The organism is Butyrivibrio sp. (assembly GCF_017433805.1).
Taxonomy (GTDB): domain Bacteria; phylum Bacillota; class Clostridia; order Lachnospirales; family Lachnospiraceae; genus Butyrivibrio.
In genome coordinates this window covers 45,052-57,050 of sequence record NZ_JAFRGN010000050.1, presented here as the reverse complement: position 1 = coordinate 57,050, position 11,999 = coordinate 45,052, and the positions used below count along the sequence as shown (strand labels likewise).

General features: G+C 42.1%; 18 protein-coding genes and 1 pseudogene. 1 reads left to right on the top strand and 18 read right to left on the bottom strand.

The annotated features are described in order from the left end of the window. Nucleotides 1-369: pseudogene (locus IJI01_RS12630) on the bottom strand (RNA-guided endonuclease InsQ/TnpB family protein); the annotation flags it as partial. 229 nt (nt 370-598) lie between these two features. On the opposite strand from IJI01_RS12630, the gene IJI01_RS14945 reads away from it, so the two are divergent. Then, nucleotides 599-790 (top strand): transposase, encoded by a 192-nt coding sequence (locus tag IJI01_RS14945; protein WP_442861685.1) that lies wholly within the window; start codon nt 599-601, stop codon nt 788-790. Nucleotides 791-868: 78 nt separating this feature from the next. Here IJI01_RS14945 and IJI01_RS12620 read toward each other — a convergent pair whose 3' ends face one another. The 17 genes from IJI01_RS12620 to IJI01_RS12545 all read right to left on the bottom strand — a co-directional run bounded on the left by IJI01_RS12620 (nt 869) and on the right by IJI01_RS12545 (nt 11,935). Then, entirely contained in the window at nt 869-2,233 is a 1,365-nt protein-coding gene (locus IJI01_RS12620; protein WP_292190949.1) for a sodium-dependent transporter, read from the bottom strand. A gap of 111 nt (nt 2,234-2,344) precedes the next feature. Then, complete coding sequence (locus IJI01_RS12615; protein WP_292190946.1) at nt 2,345-3,133, bottom strand: histidine phosphatase family protein; 789 nt, start codon at nt 3,131-3,133, stop codon at nt 2,345-2,347. 80 nt (nt 3,134-3,213) lie between these two features. Next, the gene (locus IJI01_RS12610; RefSeq protein ID WP_292190943.1) at nt 3,214-4,092 is read right to left on the bottom strand and encodes an SPL family radical SAM protein; all 879 of its coding nucleotides are present in this window, start codon (nt 4,090-4,092) and stop codon (nt 3,214-3,216) included. A 21-nt stretch (nt 4,093-4,113) separates the two neighbouring features. Beyond that, a complete protein-coding gene (locus IJI01_RS12605) occupies nt 4,114-4,608 on the bottom strand; it encodes an HIT family protein (protein ID WP_292190940.1) in 495 nt (164 codons plus the stop codon). A 15-nt stretch (nt 4,609-4,623) separates the two neighbouring features. Continuing rightward, the gene (locus IJI01_RS12600) at nt 4,624-5,172 is read right to left on the bottom strand and encodes an NUDIX hydrolase (protein ID WP_292190936.1); all 549 of its coding nucleotides are present in this window, start codon (nt 5,170-5,172) and stop codon (nt 4,624-4,626) included. A 78-nt stretch (nt 5,173-5,250) separates the two neighbouring features. Next, nucleotides 5,251-5,898: an HD domain-containing protein gene (locus IJI01_RS12595; RefSeq protein ID WP_292190932.1), complete on the bottom strand. Its 648-nt coding sequence runs from the start codon at nt 5,896-5,898 to the stop codon at nt 5,251-5,253. A 13-nt stretch (nt 5,899-5,911) separates the two neighbouring features. Continuing rightward, a complete protein-coding gene (locus tag IJI01_RS12590) occupies nt 5,912-6,412 on the bottom strand; it encodes an NUDIX domain-containing protein (RefSeq protein ID WP_292190930.1) in 501 nt (166 codons plus the stop codon). A 46-nt stretch (nt 6,413-6,458) separates the two neighbouring features. Further along, complete coding sequence (locus IJI01_RS12585; RefSeq protein WP_292190928.1) at nt 6,459-6,872, bottom strand: GNAT family N-acetyltransferase; 414 nt, start codon at nt 6,870-6,872, stop codon at nt 6,459-6,461. 45 nt (nt 6,873-6,917) lie between these two features. Next, a complete protein-coding gene (locus IJI01_RS12580; protein WP_292190924.1) occupies nt 6,918-7,073 on the bottom strand; it encodes a hypothetical protein in 156 nt (51 codons plus the stop codon). 44 nt (nt 7,074-7,117) lie between these two features. Next, nucleotides 7,118-7,537, bottom strand: coding sequence for a histidine phosphatase family protein (locus IJI01_RS14940; protein WP_442861686.1), 420 nt, complete (start codon nt 7,535-7,537; stop codon nt 7,118-7,120). A 110-nt stretch (nt 7,538-7,647) separates the two neighbouring features. Continuing rightward, nucleotides 7,648-8,157, bottom strand: coding sequence for a GrpB family protein (locus tag IJI01_RS12575; protein WP_292190921.1), 510 nt, complete (start codon nt 8,155-8,157; stop codon nt 7,648-7,650). A gap of 51 nt (nt 8,158-8,208) precedes the next feature. Next, the gene (locus tag IJI01_RS12570) at nt 8,209-8,742 is read right to left on the bottom strand and encodes a GNAT family N-acetyltransferase (protein WP_292190918.1); all 534 of its coding nucleotides are present in this window, start codon (nt 8,740-8,742) and stop codon (nt 8,209-8,211) included. After that, nucleotides 8,736-9,230 carry an HAD domain-containing protein gene (locus tag IJI01_RS12565; RefSeq protein WP_292190915.1) on the bottom strand — a complete coding sequence of 165 codons (495 nt, stop codon included), beginning with the start codon at nt 9,228-9,230 and terminating at the stop codon, nt 8,736-8,738. Before IJI01_RS12565 ends, IJI01_RS12570 begins: the two co-directional genes overlap by 7 nt. Before the next feature lie 58 nt (nt 9,231-9,288). Beyond that, the gene (locus IJI01_RS12560) at nt 9,289-9,840 is read right to left on the bottom strand and encodes a GNAT family N-acetyltransferase (RefSeq protein ID WP_292190913.1); all 552 of its coding nucleotides are present in this window, start codon (nt 9,838-9,840) and stop codon (nt 9,289-9,291) included. A 277-nt stretch (nt 9,841-10,117) separates the two neighbouring features. Continuing rightward, on the bottom strand, nt 10,118-11,005 hold the full coding sequence (locus IJI01_RS12555; protein ID WP_292190910.1) for a BRO-N domain-containing protein: 888 nt from the start codon (nt 11,003-11,005) through the stop codon (nt 10,118-10,120). Then, nucleotides 10,989-11,219, bottom strand: a complete 231-nt coding sequence (locus IJI01_RS12550; RefSeq protein ID WP_292190907.1) for a helix-turn-helix domain-containing protein — start codon at nt 11,217-11,219, stop codon at nt 10,989-10,991. The genes IJI01_RS12555 and IJI01_RS12550 overlap by 17 nt, the downstream gene beginning before the upstream one ends. Nucleotides 11,220-11,431: 212 nt before the next feature. Next, on the bottom strand, nt 11,432-11,935 hold the full coding sequence (locus tag IJI01_RS12545; protein WP_292190905.1) for a hypothetical protein: 504 nt from the start codon (nt 11,933-11,935) through the stop codon (nt 11,432-11,434). Nucleotides 11,936-11,999 lie beyond the last annotated feature (64 nt).

The following is an 11,999-nucleotide window of genomic DNA, read 5'->3' as shown; positions in this document are numbered from 1 at the left end:
TACAGCTTCAAAGAAAGACTTATAGTCCCTAAGAAGGAGTTTCAATATCTGCTGATTAGCCTGTGACGGAAGGGCATAGTATGCCTTATCCCTTGTTATCTTAAGCAGATGGTCAAGAGCATTATATGTGAGCCATTTGCTGTCACCAAGATATTTAGTCCCTGAAAGATTATCCCTTACGAGCCTGTAAATCATCATCTGATTGAAGAAAAGAGGCTTGAACAAGACCATTGAATCTACTGCAGACGAATACTGCCTTAAGATGAAATTTGCCCTGTTGTACAGAACGGCTGATGATCTGCAGATATCCCTGCAATAGTCATAGAGTATGTGGTTTGGGTTTATTCTGTATTGCCTTGTTCTGTACACGGTTTTAAATTCCTTAGCAGTATTCTATAGTTAGTTTTATAGCACACTTTTCAGAAAAACACAAACATATGTTCTCTTTGTATAAGAAGTAAATTTATGCAGAAATCGATGCTGGAATCAGATATCCTGAACGAGTACAGAAGAGGCTCACATTCCGTATACAAACTCACATACCATGTAATTTTCGTGACTAAATACAGAAAGAAAGTAATCACAGCTGTCCAAAGAAGTGAGAAATACATATAGAACACACGTTGAGAAATACCTATGGGGAGATTCACCCTTCTGGGGTGCAAGTTACTTCTGTGCCACTACCGGAAGTGTTTCTCTTGATACTGTCAAGAAATACATTGAAGATCAACGAACAGAGGAACACAAACGCAAATACATTAAGACGGGGAAATACAAAAAGAAAAGCTAGTGCGATTCATCCCACAACCGACTTCATCGGAAGGGGTTTTCTCGCACGATATTTATAAACTTCTGACCTGTATAGTTCTTACATGCTGATAAGACCAAAAACGTTAGCGATGGCACTTACCAGAATGATAATTACAAACAGAGGACAAAGGAACTTGATCATGAATGAGAAGATACCCTTTCTGCGGAAAGGATGTCCATCCTGTTCAACCTCTGCCTGAAGTCCGTCAATGCCCATATATTTAGTGATAAGGATACATGTTGCAAGGGCAGCTATCGGCATCATTACTGAATTTGTCAAAAAGTCAAAGAAATCCAGAAATGGCATTCCGATGATTGTTATATTAGAAAGTGGGCCGTTGCCAAGTGAAGAAAGACTTCCGAGAATAACCATGATCACTGCCATGATCACTGTTCCTTTTTTCCTGCTCCATTTAAACTCGTCTGCAAAAGTTGATACAGCGCTCTCTGTAAGCGCAATAGCGCTGGTCACTGCAGCAAGAAGAACAAGAGCAAAAAACAGAATTCCGATTAGTCTTCCTACTCCCATGTTGGCAAATATTTTGGGCATGGTGATAAACATCAGTGATGGACCTGCCTTCAGCGCAGACTGATCTCCGCCTGAAAAAGCAAACACTGCAGGAATGATCATAAGGCTGGCAAGAATCGCTATCGCTGTATCAAATATCTCAACCTGCTTGGTTGATTCTTCAATGCTGACTTCTTTTTTTACATAAGATCCAAAAGTGATCAGAATACCCATAGCTATTGAAAGAGAGTAGAACATCTGGCCCATTGCTGTAACAACAGTCATGATTGAGAAGTTCTCGAAATTAGGTACAAAGAGATACTTAACTCCCACCAGTGCTCCTGGTCTTGTAACTGAGTAAACGCAGATAATTACAGCAAGTACAACAAGCACAGGCATCATCATTCTGGACACACGCTCAATTCCATTTCTGACTCCCATGAAAATTACAGCCAGAACCAGCACTGAAAAGAAAATAAACCAAAACTCTGAAGCAGCTCCGTTTGTAATGAAGTTCACAAAGAAATCATCCGCTGCTATTGTTTCCGCATCCTTAACGATGTACTCAAAAAGATACTTACAAACCCAACCACCGATTACTGAATAATAAGGCACAATAAGTATTGGAATAATGGCATTTATCCAACCGCCAATTCCCATTGCCTTGCTTCCGCTAAGGGCATGGAATGCACCAACCGGGCTCTTCTTGGTATTACGTCCAATGGCTGTCTCAGCAACAATCATTGTGTAACCAAAAGTAACTGCCAAAAGAATATACACAAGAAGAAAGATTCCTCCACCATACTTTGCGCATAGATATGGGAATCTCCAAATATTACCAAGGCCTACCGAAGCTCCGGCTGCCGAAAGTACAAATCCTATTTTTCCTGAAAAAGAACCTCTATCGTGTTTCACAAATTACCATCCTTAATTAATTAAATTTATCTTTATTTTTATACACTATTATTCTGATATTTTCAAATGTGGGCGAGATGTATCCACATACCCTTAGGTATCCTCTAATGGTTAGTGTCTCTCGTCCATATTCTCAAATTTTTCACAGAACCTAGCAGAAAAAGATGGCTTCTCTCCTCCAATTGTAAGGTGCGTGGTATCTCCTATTCTAAGAGTCCTGAATATGGCGATTCCTTTTTCTCTTTCCTCTGTAACCACTTCGGTTACTGATGTTGGCGCCATAGCAAGAAACTGCATTGGAACAAACGGCGAAACATTCCACAGATGTGACAACAGGACAGACGTAATACCGAAGTGGCAAAAGAATCCCAGAACCTTGTCATTATTCTCTTTTACCTTATATATATTCCCATTTCTCTCGTAGCCATAATCAGCCAACAGCTTGTCAAAAGAACTTACGACGTAATCATAGACCTCGCACATGTTGGAAGCTTTGACCAGCTCTGAATCTCTCCATCCATTCACGTCAAAAAGCTCTGGATGACTACCATAATATGAAGGAAGCATATCCCAGACAATTCGCTTGTCGTACTGATTTGTTTCTTCATTATATTTGAGTTCTGTTGCGTAGGCTTTCTTAGTCGCCTCATCTGCTACATTTGGATCAAAAAGAGCCGGGAATTCTTTTAACCAGTCGCAGACAACTGCATCATCTCTTCCGAGAACCTTCAGGGAATACTCGGCTGTAGCCTGGGCTCTACCAAGTGGTGACACGTAAATGTCATCAAGACCAAAGCTCTTGATCTGACTTGCAAGCAGCTCAGCCTCTATTTTGCCCTGCTCTGTCAGGTTGTCGATCGCATAATCTGGATCGCCGTGGCGATAAAAAATTAATCTCATAACTATTTCTCACTTCTAATGAATTATATATCTGAATATCTACTATGTTCTATATATCTATATTCTGTCTTTTAAGCATCTCACAGATCGAATAGGCTCATTTGCTTGTACCTCTCAGGAAACTCGCTCATAAACCTGAAGCATTCATCAGGTGTGCTGAACATATTGTATTCACCACATTTCTGCTTAAGGACTTCCAACAGTTCCTTTTGGTTTGGACTAGGAAGCTCATATGCATTTCCATAAGTCTCAATGTAGCGTTCTTTTAACCCTGGGAAGTGCTTGTCCAAAGCTTCGTAGTAATACTCCCTGTCGCCCTCGCGAAGAGTTAAGCCCATTCCAAAATCTATGATTCCGCGAACACCTACTCTTCCACATTCATCAAGGATTGCAGTTAAGTTCTCCTCTGTATCATTTATAAAAGGAAGCATCGGTGTAACCCACACAATGGTTGGAATTCCGCGCTTCTGCATTTCTTCTAATACTTCGATACGTCTTTTGGTATTGCAGACGTTAGGTTCGAGTATCTTGCACAGGTCATCATCGTAGGTGGTAAGCGTCATCTGCACAACGCACTTAGCCTCGTGGTTAATTTCTTCGAGAAGATCTATGTCCTGAAGTATCCTGTCAGACTTAGTCTGTATCGCAAGTCCAAAGCCGTATCGCTTTATGATCTCCAGACACTTTCTCGTCATGCGAAGCTGTTCTTCACAGTGCATGTAAGGATCCGACATCGCCCCGGTGCCGATCATCACTTTTTTACGCTTGGATTTAAGGGCCTTCTCCAAGAGTTCAGGCGCATTCTGCTTAACTTCTATGTCCTCAAACTCGTGGGTGAACTGGTAGCACTTACTCCTGCTATCACAATAGATGCACCCATGTGTACACCCTCTGTAAATATTCATTCCGCACCGGCCGCCGCTGGTACTCAGTATCCCTTTGGCATCAACAAAGTGCATAATCTCCCCCTGTTTCTTCTCTTAAAAATTTACCTTTATCTTTTGAACAGCATCCAGCACTGCCTCGATATCTTTTTCGCTGGCGTTCTGCCTTGCGTAGGCTGAGATATCTCTCAGATAGCTAATTCCTGTTCCGAATTTTTCCTTCATCCACTCATGATGGGCAAAAATCCAGATATGAAAATGCTTGGATCTCTCTTCCTGAACAAGTGTGATTTCCTTTGCTATACCCAGCTCTTTTAACGCTTTCTCTGCTCTGGCTATAGTGGTGCCAACTTCTGTAATTTCTTCTGCTGTCAGTTCTGAAAAAGACTGTATGTGTCTTTTGCTGGTTATTACGAGAAATCCCGGTATCGGAATCTCCGGATCTGCAGCCAAAATGATGCCTTCTCCATCATATATAACTCCGCCCGGAAGTTCCATTTCTCCGCTTCCAATCGCGCATCCAAGGCAGCTGTAGCAATGCTCTTTTCCCAAGATGTCTTTAAATGTCCTTGCCGCTGTGTCTTTTGCCATAACTCCTCCGGTTGATCAGTGATAAAATTCGAGCGCGTACAGAATCGCCATCATGGAAACGCCGTCCTTGGTTCCGTTGGTTCGAAGCAGCTCTTTTACCTCGGGAATAGGCATCCACACCTTGTAGGCAACCTCGTCCACATCCTGGATTGTAGACTCTGAGTCCACCTTGGCTGCGTACAGGTGCAGCAAGTGATCCGACATTCCGTTGGCAGAATTGTATGAGCAGAGGAACTTCAGGTCCTTGATGGTGCATCCCGTCTCTTCCATAGCTTCACGCCTTGCCGCTTCCTCCGGCTCCTCGCCGTCCTCGACTCTGCCTGCAGGCACTTCCCATTCGAGCCTTCCGACGGTGTATCTCTTTTCCCTGATCATCAGGATTTCGTCCTTGTCGTTGTAAATGACTACTACGACAGCGTCATGTGGATAGTGGATCTGGTGATACTTGTCGATGATGGCGCCGCTTGGGAGCCTGACCTTGTCGGCGTACAGGCACACGTAGTCACTCTCATATATGGTTGTTCGCTCCAGCCTCTCTGGGAGCTGTATGTTCTCGTTTTCCATTTGGGTCTCTCCTGAGCTGTTTTACTCGTCATGGATTACTTCGTTATGCTAGCAGTATCTGCTGATTAGAAACTATTATCAATTACTCTCTGCAACGGCTACTGGCGGCTTCCATGGCTTGGGTGTTAAAAGAGTTGTCTTGCCGATATCAGGAAGCACGTCATAAATTGAGCAGCCCATCTGCTCTTCGAATTTCTCCTTTATGTCAAAGGCAACTTCCCAACCCTTGATGTAATCTTCCATTATTCCATAGCGCCTTGTAACATCTACGAATCTCTTTTCCAAAATTACAAAGCCATAATCTGTGGCAAGTGAATCGCAAAGCTGTATGAGTCTGTCGTAACAGTCAGGCTCACAATTCATGATATACTCTTTGATTGCCTTCTCGTGCTCAGCCTCTGGCTCGTAGCCTTCAAACTCATCCTTCATGTGAAGATATGAGTGAGTCATGCAAATCCTCGCAGCCTCGTCCCAACCCTTCTCCATGCAGTACATGTAACCTTCGTACACATGAGTTGGAATATCTACAAAACCAAACTTAGCTCTTCTGCCAATGTCATGCAATAGTCCCACAACATAGGCCTTTTCTGCATCCATGCCAGGAATCTTCTCTGCAATATTACGTGCTGCTATTCCAACATTTATAGAATGCTTGACCCATGGCCCTGGATTACGCTCCTCCGCTATCTTTAATTCCTCAAATGCCTCTTCTGGTGTTGGTAACATGTTGCCTCCCCGATTACTTATAGTGCCACCCTATTGTTTTCACATATTCCTGTAGAGCAATGTATTCCCTCAGGAATGCACCTCTTTTTTCCTCTTCTGTCTCTGCATAGTCCTGATGTTTAGAGAACATTTCTATAGCATCTTCAAGTGGAATCCACTCAGGTTTGACGCCCCTTCGTATTTCAGCTTCGGTTAGCTTCATCTGCCCATCTCCAACAAGCTCACAGACAAAATAGTCGTCTATATATCGCCATTCTTCGTAATACTCGTTTATCTTAAGGTACTGATAAAGCGGGCGCACAATTTTACCAGTTTCCTCCTCTACCTCTCGAACGACGCATTCCTCAAGAGTTTCGCCTTCTTCCAGCCCTCCTCCGGGAATCAGCCACCATCCTACGACATGCTCATGTGACAAAAGAATCTTCCCATCCTGAACGATCACTGCGCGGCATCCCTCGCGAGTTTTAGTATATGTTTCAAACCGGTTTTCACCTAAAATGTCTCTTTCCTTCATATCTTCTGTCCTCGGATAACATTCTTTATTGATCATTTCTATCTTGTTATCGTTCAATGTATTTTGTCATACCACGGCTCTTTGAGAATCCGAATCTCTCATAGAATCCCTCTTTTCCCTCAGCAGCTGTAAGACCTACGCTGGTGAAGTTTCCAGGCTCTGTATGTTCTGTAATGTACTCAAGAAGCCTGTTCACAATGGCTGTGCCAATGCCTTGATTCTGATATTCCGGAAGGACAACGATTTCCTGCAGGTACCAGTACATTACGCCATCGCCCACAAGTCGTCCCATTCCAATGACTTCGCCATTCACCACGGCGGTCAGATCAAAAAGATTATTTGACAGAGCCTTCTCTACAAGTTCTATTGGTCTTTCTCTAAAACCTGCTGCCCCTTTTAGTCTAATGAAATCTTCTGCCTTAAGCTGATTCTCACACAATGAGTATTCAACATTACTCATCTTCTTTTCCCCCATTATTCATACCTGCATCAACTCTCCGAATGTTTATTTAATAGACACAGTCCATTCGTCTCCGTTTACTAAATACTGAAACTCAGTCAGCTCATCGCATTCCATCACCTGAAGAAGTTCTTCCAGATCAGCAACAGTATCAACATTTTTCAGATCATTTCTAGGAACCCATTCCATCCAGCATTTCATCCTTAAGTTCCTCTATACATCCGGAAAATATTTTTTTCTACGGCTTAATAATATAGTTTTATTGCTTCTCCATTTTGATAACTAAGGCTTGTCTTATCTGGTCTAAAACCGCTTCGCTTCATCTCTGAAATAAGGGTATGCATGAAGAATCCATGAGTGACTATTGTGCAATCCTCAGCATTATTTATCAGCTCTTGCACAAAACGTTTCGCCCTCTCATTCGTTTGACGTTTGGTCTCCGGTTGTCTATTGGAATTACATAGCCACTGCAACCGCCCTGTCACATTCCAGAACCAAAGAGGTAATTTCTTTTTCGTGTCAAAAGCTGACCTTAGTGGCACTTCATTTATAAGGTCTGTCTTCGCAAATTCTCTTTCCCCGAACAATTGTCTTGCAGTCTGATAGCTTCTATCAAGGGTGCTGATGTAAACTTTTGATACATTGTAAGTCTTCGAGCATGACATATTTTCGATTGACGCAATGTCATAAAGCCTGCACTCCTCATCAAACTCTGCAGAGGTACAACTCTTTTTCCATGTATGATTCACTTTGCCATGTCGGATAATTGTTATGGTCATTTTTCTATTTCAGCATATATACTTTCGATAAAAGGTGACTTGTATTCGATATACTTCTCAATATTGTCAGGATATAGCTTGGCTGCTTCCAGCTTGATATTTCCATACTGGAGAGTAGCCTCTTTATGACTTCTTAGATAATCCCTGAACATCAAGTGTTTCTTAAGCTCTGGAGAATCTTCCGGGCAGACGTATAAATGATGCGTCCTCAAATGCTCTTTTCCCTCGTATGCGAAAGCCTCGCGTCCCTCAATTCCAAGATTTCCTTCGTGGATATAGCCTATTGTTGACAGCTTGTCTATTGCCTTTTGAACATCAGAATTTGCTACAACTACGTCAATATCGATTATCGGTTTGGCTGCGAGTCCCTCAACTGAAGTGCTTCCAACATGCTCTATCGAGACCGCAGTCTCTCCTAGTGCATCTTCAATTTCTCTTTTTATATTGGTGAAGTCTTGCTTCCACTGTGCATCATAGGGAAGCACTACTACGTGTTTTGTTCTCACAGTATTTACTCCTTTGCAAGGACTATTGCCAATCCCCAGTAACTCTTTTGCTTATTTCTGCAGTTCTTTGGCCATAAACAAAAGAAGATCGTCATCGTTACAGCAAGGTTCGTACTGACCTAATTGCTTTCCTTTATACCAGACTCCGCTGCCATCAAAGTTGTAGCCTCTTTTTACGTACATTCTCTGTGCCGGGCCATATCCGGAATGAACTCCAACCGCTAGAAAAACGTGGTCTGCAATTTTTGCAGCCTCTGCCTCTGCGGCATCCAGGAGCTTAGTTCCAATTCCTTTGTTATGAGTGTTGAAGAACACACATAAATCGACTATCTCTGGCCAGTTCGTATCAAGCCATGGACCTTCAGTCGGATTTAGTAAAAGAGTGCATAGTCCTGCAACGCTGCCTTCGTACTCAGCTATGAAGACAGCTCTTTTACCAGATTCCTGCTCCTTATAGTAGTCCTCATATGTTGACATCTGTGGATGCCATCCGTATGAATCGTATGTGTCATAGATAATCTTCGCATCTGACTCTAGCATGCTACGAATCTTGATTGTTCCATCGTCAAAGTATGTTTTCAACATAGTATCCCCAGCGCTTTCTCAACATCCGCCTCGGTCAGTCCCTGCTCAGGATCTGTCATGACCTGATATTTGGCTATTGTTTCATTGTGAAGCTCAAGATCGTCGATCACCACCCAGCTCTCGGTCTCAGAGTGATTCTCAAGCCACTTTAGTATTTCGTCAGCCTTTACTTTGCTGAATTTCTTGGTCCTTCTGATTTCTTCAGTTGTAAGATCCGGTGTCATTCCTGCAACGGTCATTCCTTCATTGTTTAAAAGAGCTGCAAGATATTCTGCCTCAGGGCGCGTTGGCTGCGCGTCTCCATCAAACCAGAATCTCCAGCCTGAATGCAAGATAAGCGAAGCCTCTGATTTTTTTACCAAATCTGACAGAAGCTTAACTTTCTCTGTGTCTATGTATTTGCCGTCGCTGATTTCCCTCTGATGATCTGCATTCCAGAAATTGGAATTAAGAACCCCGTCAATGTCTAAGAATATAACTTTCCCCATTTTTTCTTTTCCCCATAATTTATTACAAGAGCAATCTCATATGCTATTCTGCCAGAGCTCACCTGTCGCTTTTCAAAAGAGCGTAGAAGCATTCATCGTGAATACCCTGATTGTTCCATCCTGAGCTTCGCATTGTGCCTTCATACCTCATTCCGCATTTCAGCATCACTTTTCCGGAATTAGGATTATTAGCATCATGTCTTGCTTCGATACGATTGAAGCCCGCAACATCGAATAGATAATTCATAACTGCTTGCAGTGCCTCGGATGTAACGCCTTTGTTCCACCACGCTCTTCCGATGCAATATCCGATATGAGCCATCGAAGTTTTCTCATCCATGTGAACCACAGCGATATCCCCAATAGGCTCGCTGCCGTTTTCCTTTAATACTATAGCCCAATGATAATACTTATCATCTGAATAGCAATTAACCCAGTCGTCGATCACTTCCTGTGTTACGTCCTGGTTCGCGTGAGTAGGCCATGTCAGGAACTTAGCAACGTCATCATCAGATGCCCAGTTCTTGTACACTGCCAGGGCATCGTCTTTAGTATATCTTCTCAGAAGCAATCTGTCTGTTTCTAGTGTTTGTGTACCAGTATAATTCATAGCTTATTAAGCCCCTTTCGTTCATAGACTTTATTATATTAGAACTGATGGCATGTTGAGAAGTCTCAAATGTCAACATCTTGCTTCTAAAAACAGAAAACTGCCACAAGCTGTGGCAGTTTTACTGTAATATTTCCGATTCAATTTTACCCAGCAACTGTCAAAAGAATCTTGACAGTTCTATGAAACCAACTCAACCGCATGGAATTCCATACGGTTAAAACAGCCTTCTAAATATGGCGAATTCGCCACATTTAGCCCGGCGATACTTCATCACTTAATTTTTGTTATCATTTTCCTCGCTTTTAATAACTTCTGCTCCTATAAGACCAGTAACCAAATCCTGCAACTGTGCAGCATTTTTACTTGTTATTACTGGTTTACCTGTTCTCTTTTCTACCGCAATTCTTGCTTCTCCGGCTGCTGCTCCACCTTCATTTGCTACATTCAAGTTTTCTTCAAATGTTTCCGGCTTCCTCTCCTTGGAAATCTCTGTTGTAGTAGCCTCCGCCAGCATATTAAGCACCAACTCAAGTGTTGACATATTATCTCTTAGATTTTCTTTCTTCAGTCCCTTGAGGTTTTTGTACTGACGCGTTGTCATTCCGGACCATGCCTTTGTAATCTCGTCTGTAAGAATTGCAAATTCTGCACCTTTCTTAACTCCGCGATTTTCCCATTCATTTGTAAGTTCTTTTCTTACCTGAATTGCCTGAAGCCGCTGATTAATCCACTCTTTGGAATATCCCTTCTTAGCATAAGTCTCCAATGCACGCTCTATTGTAAGTTCAGGATCGATTACCTCCTCAATTCGCTCCCTGCCAACCTGTGCCAGCCACATTTTAAATGGTTCTGCCTTTTTTGAGGGAATTGACTGAATCAAACGAAGTAACTGTTCGGTATTCGCCACATCTGTCAGTCTTTTCTTTCCGTCCTGTGCGGTCATTTTCAACTGGTGACAATTTGTCACCAATTGACTACCTTCTTCTTTGAGCCTCTGTTTAAGCTTGTTCCAATACTTTCTGGCTTTTTCATAATCAATTTGCTCCGTAAGCGCGCCAACCACATCCACAATTGAAAAATACCATTCTTCCTCATCCTCGACCCACGCTGTTCTGATTGGCTGATCTTCAAATAATTGAACTTTATCATTCGCCATCCCCATATTTTTCCTCCATCAGTCCTTCATTTTTTATTTGTCCATTTTCCTCAAGCAGCATAATATACGCCATCATTCTGACCAAATAATCCGGAGGAGAGCTTATTCCCTGTTCCCACTGCTGAAGAGTTCTTACAGGAATCCCAAATTTGGCAGAAAATTTACTTTGCGATAATCCGGTCTTTTTTCGTAATTCCTTTATTCTTTCTGAAATATCCATGCATTGTCTCCTGAGTGTCTATACTTTATTAAAGTATAGATCGAATCATATACGTTGTCAACGTATACGGTGCTATTACCTTTAATCAAAATGTCTCACTCCTCTTATAGAAATCGCTATAAAGCAGCGATTTCTATAAGAGGAGTGAGACATGGTAAATACATTTCTTTTCAGTTCATTACTGAACGGTTTGAACAAATTCAATACAGTTTTCACTTTGACATAATGCCTATCGAGTCGTCGACTGGCACTTTTATTTCGTCTGTTGAAAGACTTCCATCGCCATAAACGCTGTGATCTGACCTATATACAACTATCAATCTTATAGATAGAAGTATAATGGCAATACCAAATATAGCATAAGATCTGATCCAGGTTGCTGCGCCTATGCGTGGCTGTGCAAGATTTATATCGTCTTTATAGTATAGTACTATTGAATCGCCATCGTGCTCAGCACCCATTCCTGTTATGTGGTAGGAATGATAGCGACCATCATCGTCCGTATAAGTAGCAAGCTCAACGTTTTTGTCAGAAGTGTATTTGGCAACTACACTATTAGCGCCTTGAATACTCTTGTACTCAACATACTGCAGTCTAGCTGTATAAGCTAAGATGATAAAGCAAAAAGCCCACAGTACCCACCAGATTGTGGCTGCATATCTCCTGGCATTTCGCTTTGCTTCCTTCTCTGAATGTACCTCCCGATATCTGCCCATTTTTTATACCCCATTTCTCTGACTCTAAAAAAGAATCTTTTTTATTTCTTGATAACAAGCATAT

Coding starts and splice junctions, on each gene's coding strand:
- IJI01_RS12570 (WP_292190918.1), bottom strand. CDS start 8,742: ATGTTGAAAACATACTTTGACGATGGAACAATCAAGATTCGTAGCATG.
- IJI01_RS12560 (WP_292190913.1), bottom strand. CDS start 9,840: ATGAATTATACTGGTACACAAACACTAGAAACAGACAGATTGCTTCTG.
- IJI01_RS14940 (WP_442861686.1), bottom strand. CDS start 7,537: ATGTCATGCTCGAAGACTTACAATGTATCAAAAGTTTACATCAGCACC.
- IJI01_RS12555 (WP_292190910.1), bottom strand. CDS start 11,005: ATGGGGATGGCGAATGATAAAGTTCAATTATTTGAAGATCAGCCAATC.
- IJI01_RS12610 (WP_292190943.1), bottom strand. CDS start 4,092: ATGCACTTTGTTGATGCCAAAGGGATACTGAGTACCAGCGGCGGCCGG.
- IJI01_RS12605 (WP_292190940.1), bottom strand. CDS start 4,608: ATGGCAAAAGACACAGCGGCAAGGACATTTAAAGACATCTTGGGAAAA.
- IJI01_RS12595 (WP_292190932.1), bottom strand. CDS start 5,898: ATGTTACCAACACCAGAAGAGGCATTTGAGGAATTAAAGATAGCGGAG.
- IJI01_RS12600 (WP_292190936.1), bottom strand. CDS start 5,172: ATGGAAAACGAGAACATACAGCTCCCAGAGAGGCTGGAGCGAACAACC.
- IJI01_RS12580 (WP_292190924.1), bottom strand. CDS start 7,073: ATGAAATGCTGGATGGAATGGGTTCCTAGAAATGATCTGAAAAATGTT.
- IJI01_RS12615 (WP_292190946.1), bottom strand. CDS start 3,133: ATGAGATTAATTTTTTATCGCCACGGCGATCCAGATTATGCGATCGAC.
- IJI01_RS12565 (WP_292190915.1), bottom strand. CDS start 9,230: ATGGGGAAAGTTATATTCTTAGACATTGACGGGGTTCTTAATTCCAAT.
- IJI01_RS12590 (WP_292190930.1), bottom strand. CDS start 6,412: ATGAAGGAAAGAGACATTTTAGGTGAAAACCGGTTTGAAACATATACT.
- IJI01_RS12550 (WP_292190907.1), bottom strand. CDS start 11,219: ATGGATATTTCAGAAAGAATAAAGGAATTACGAAAAAAGACCGGATTA.
- IJI01_RS12585 (WP_292190928.1), bottom strand. CDS start 6,872: ATGAGTAATGTTGAATACTCATTGTGTGAGAATCAGCTTAAGGCAGAA.
- IJI01_RS12545 (WP_292190905.1), bottom strand. CDS start 11,935: ATGGGCAGATATCGGGAGGTACATTCAGAGAAGGAAGCAAAGCGAAAT.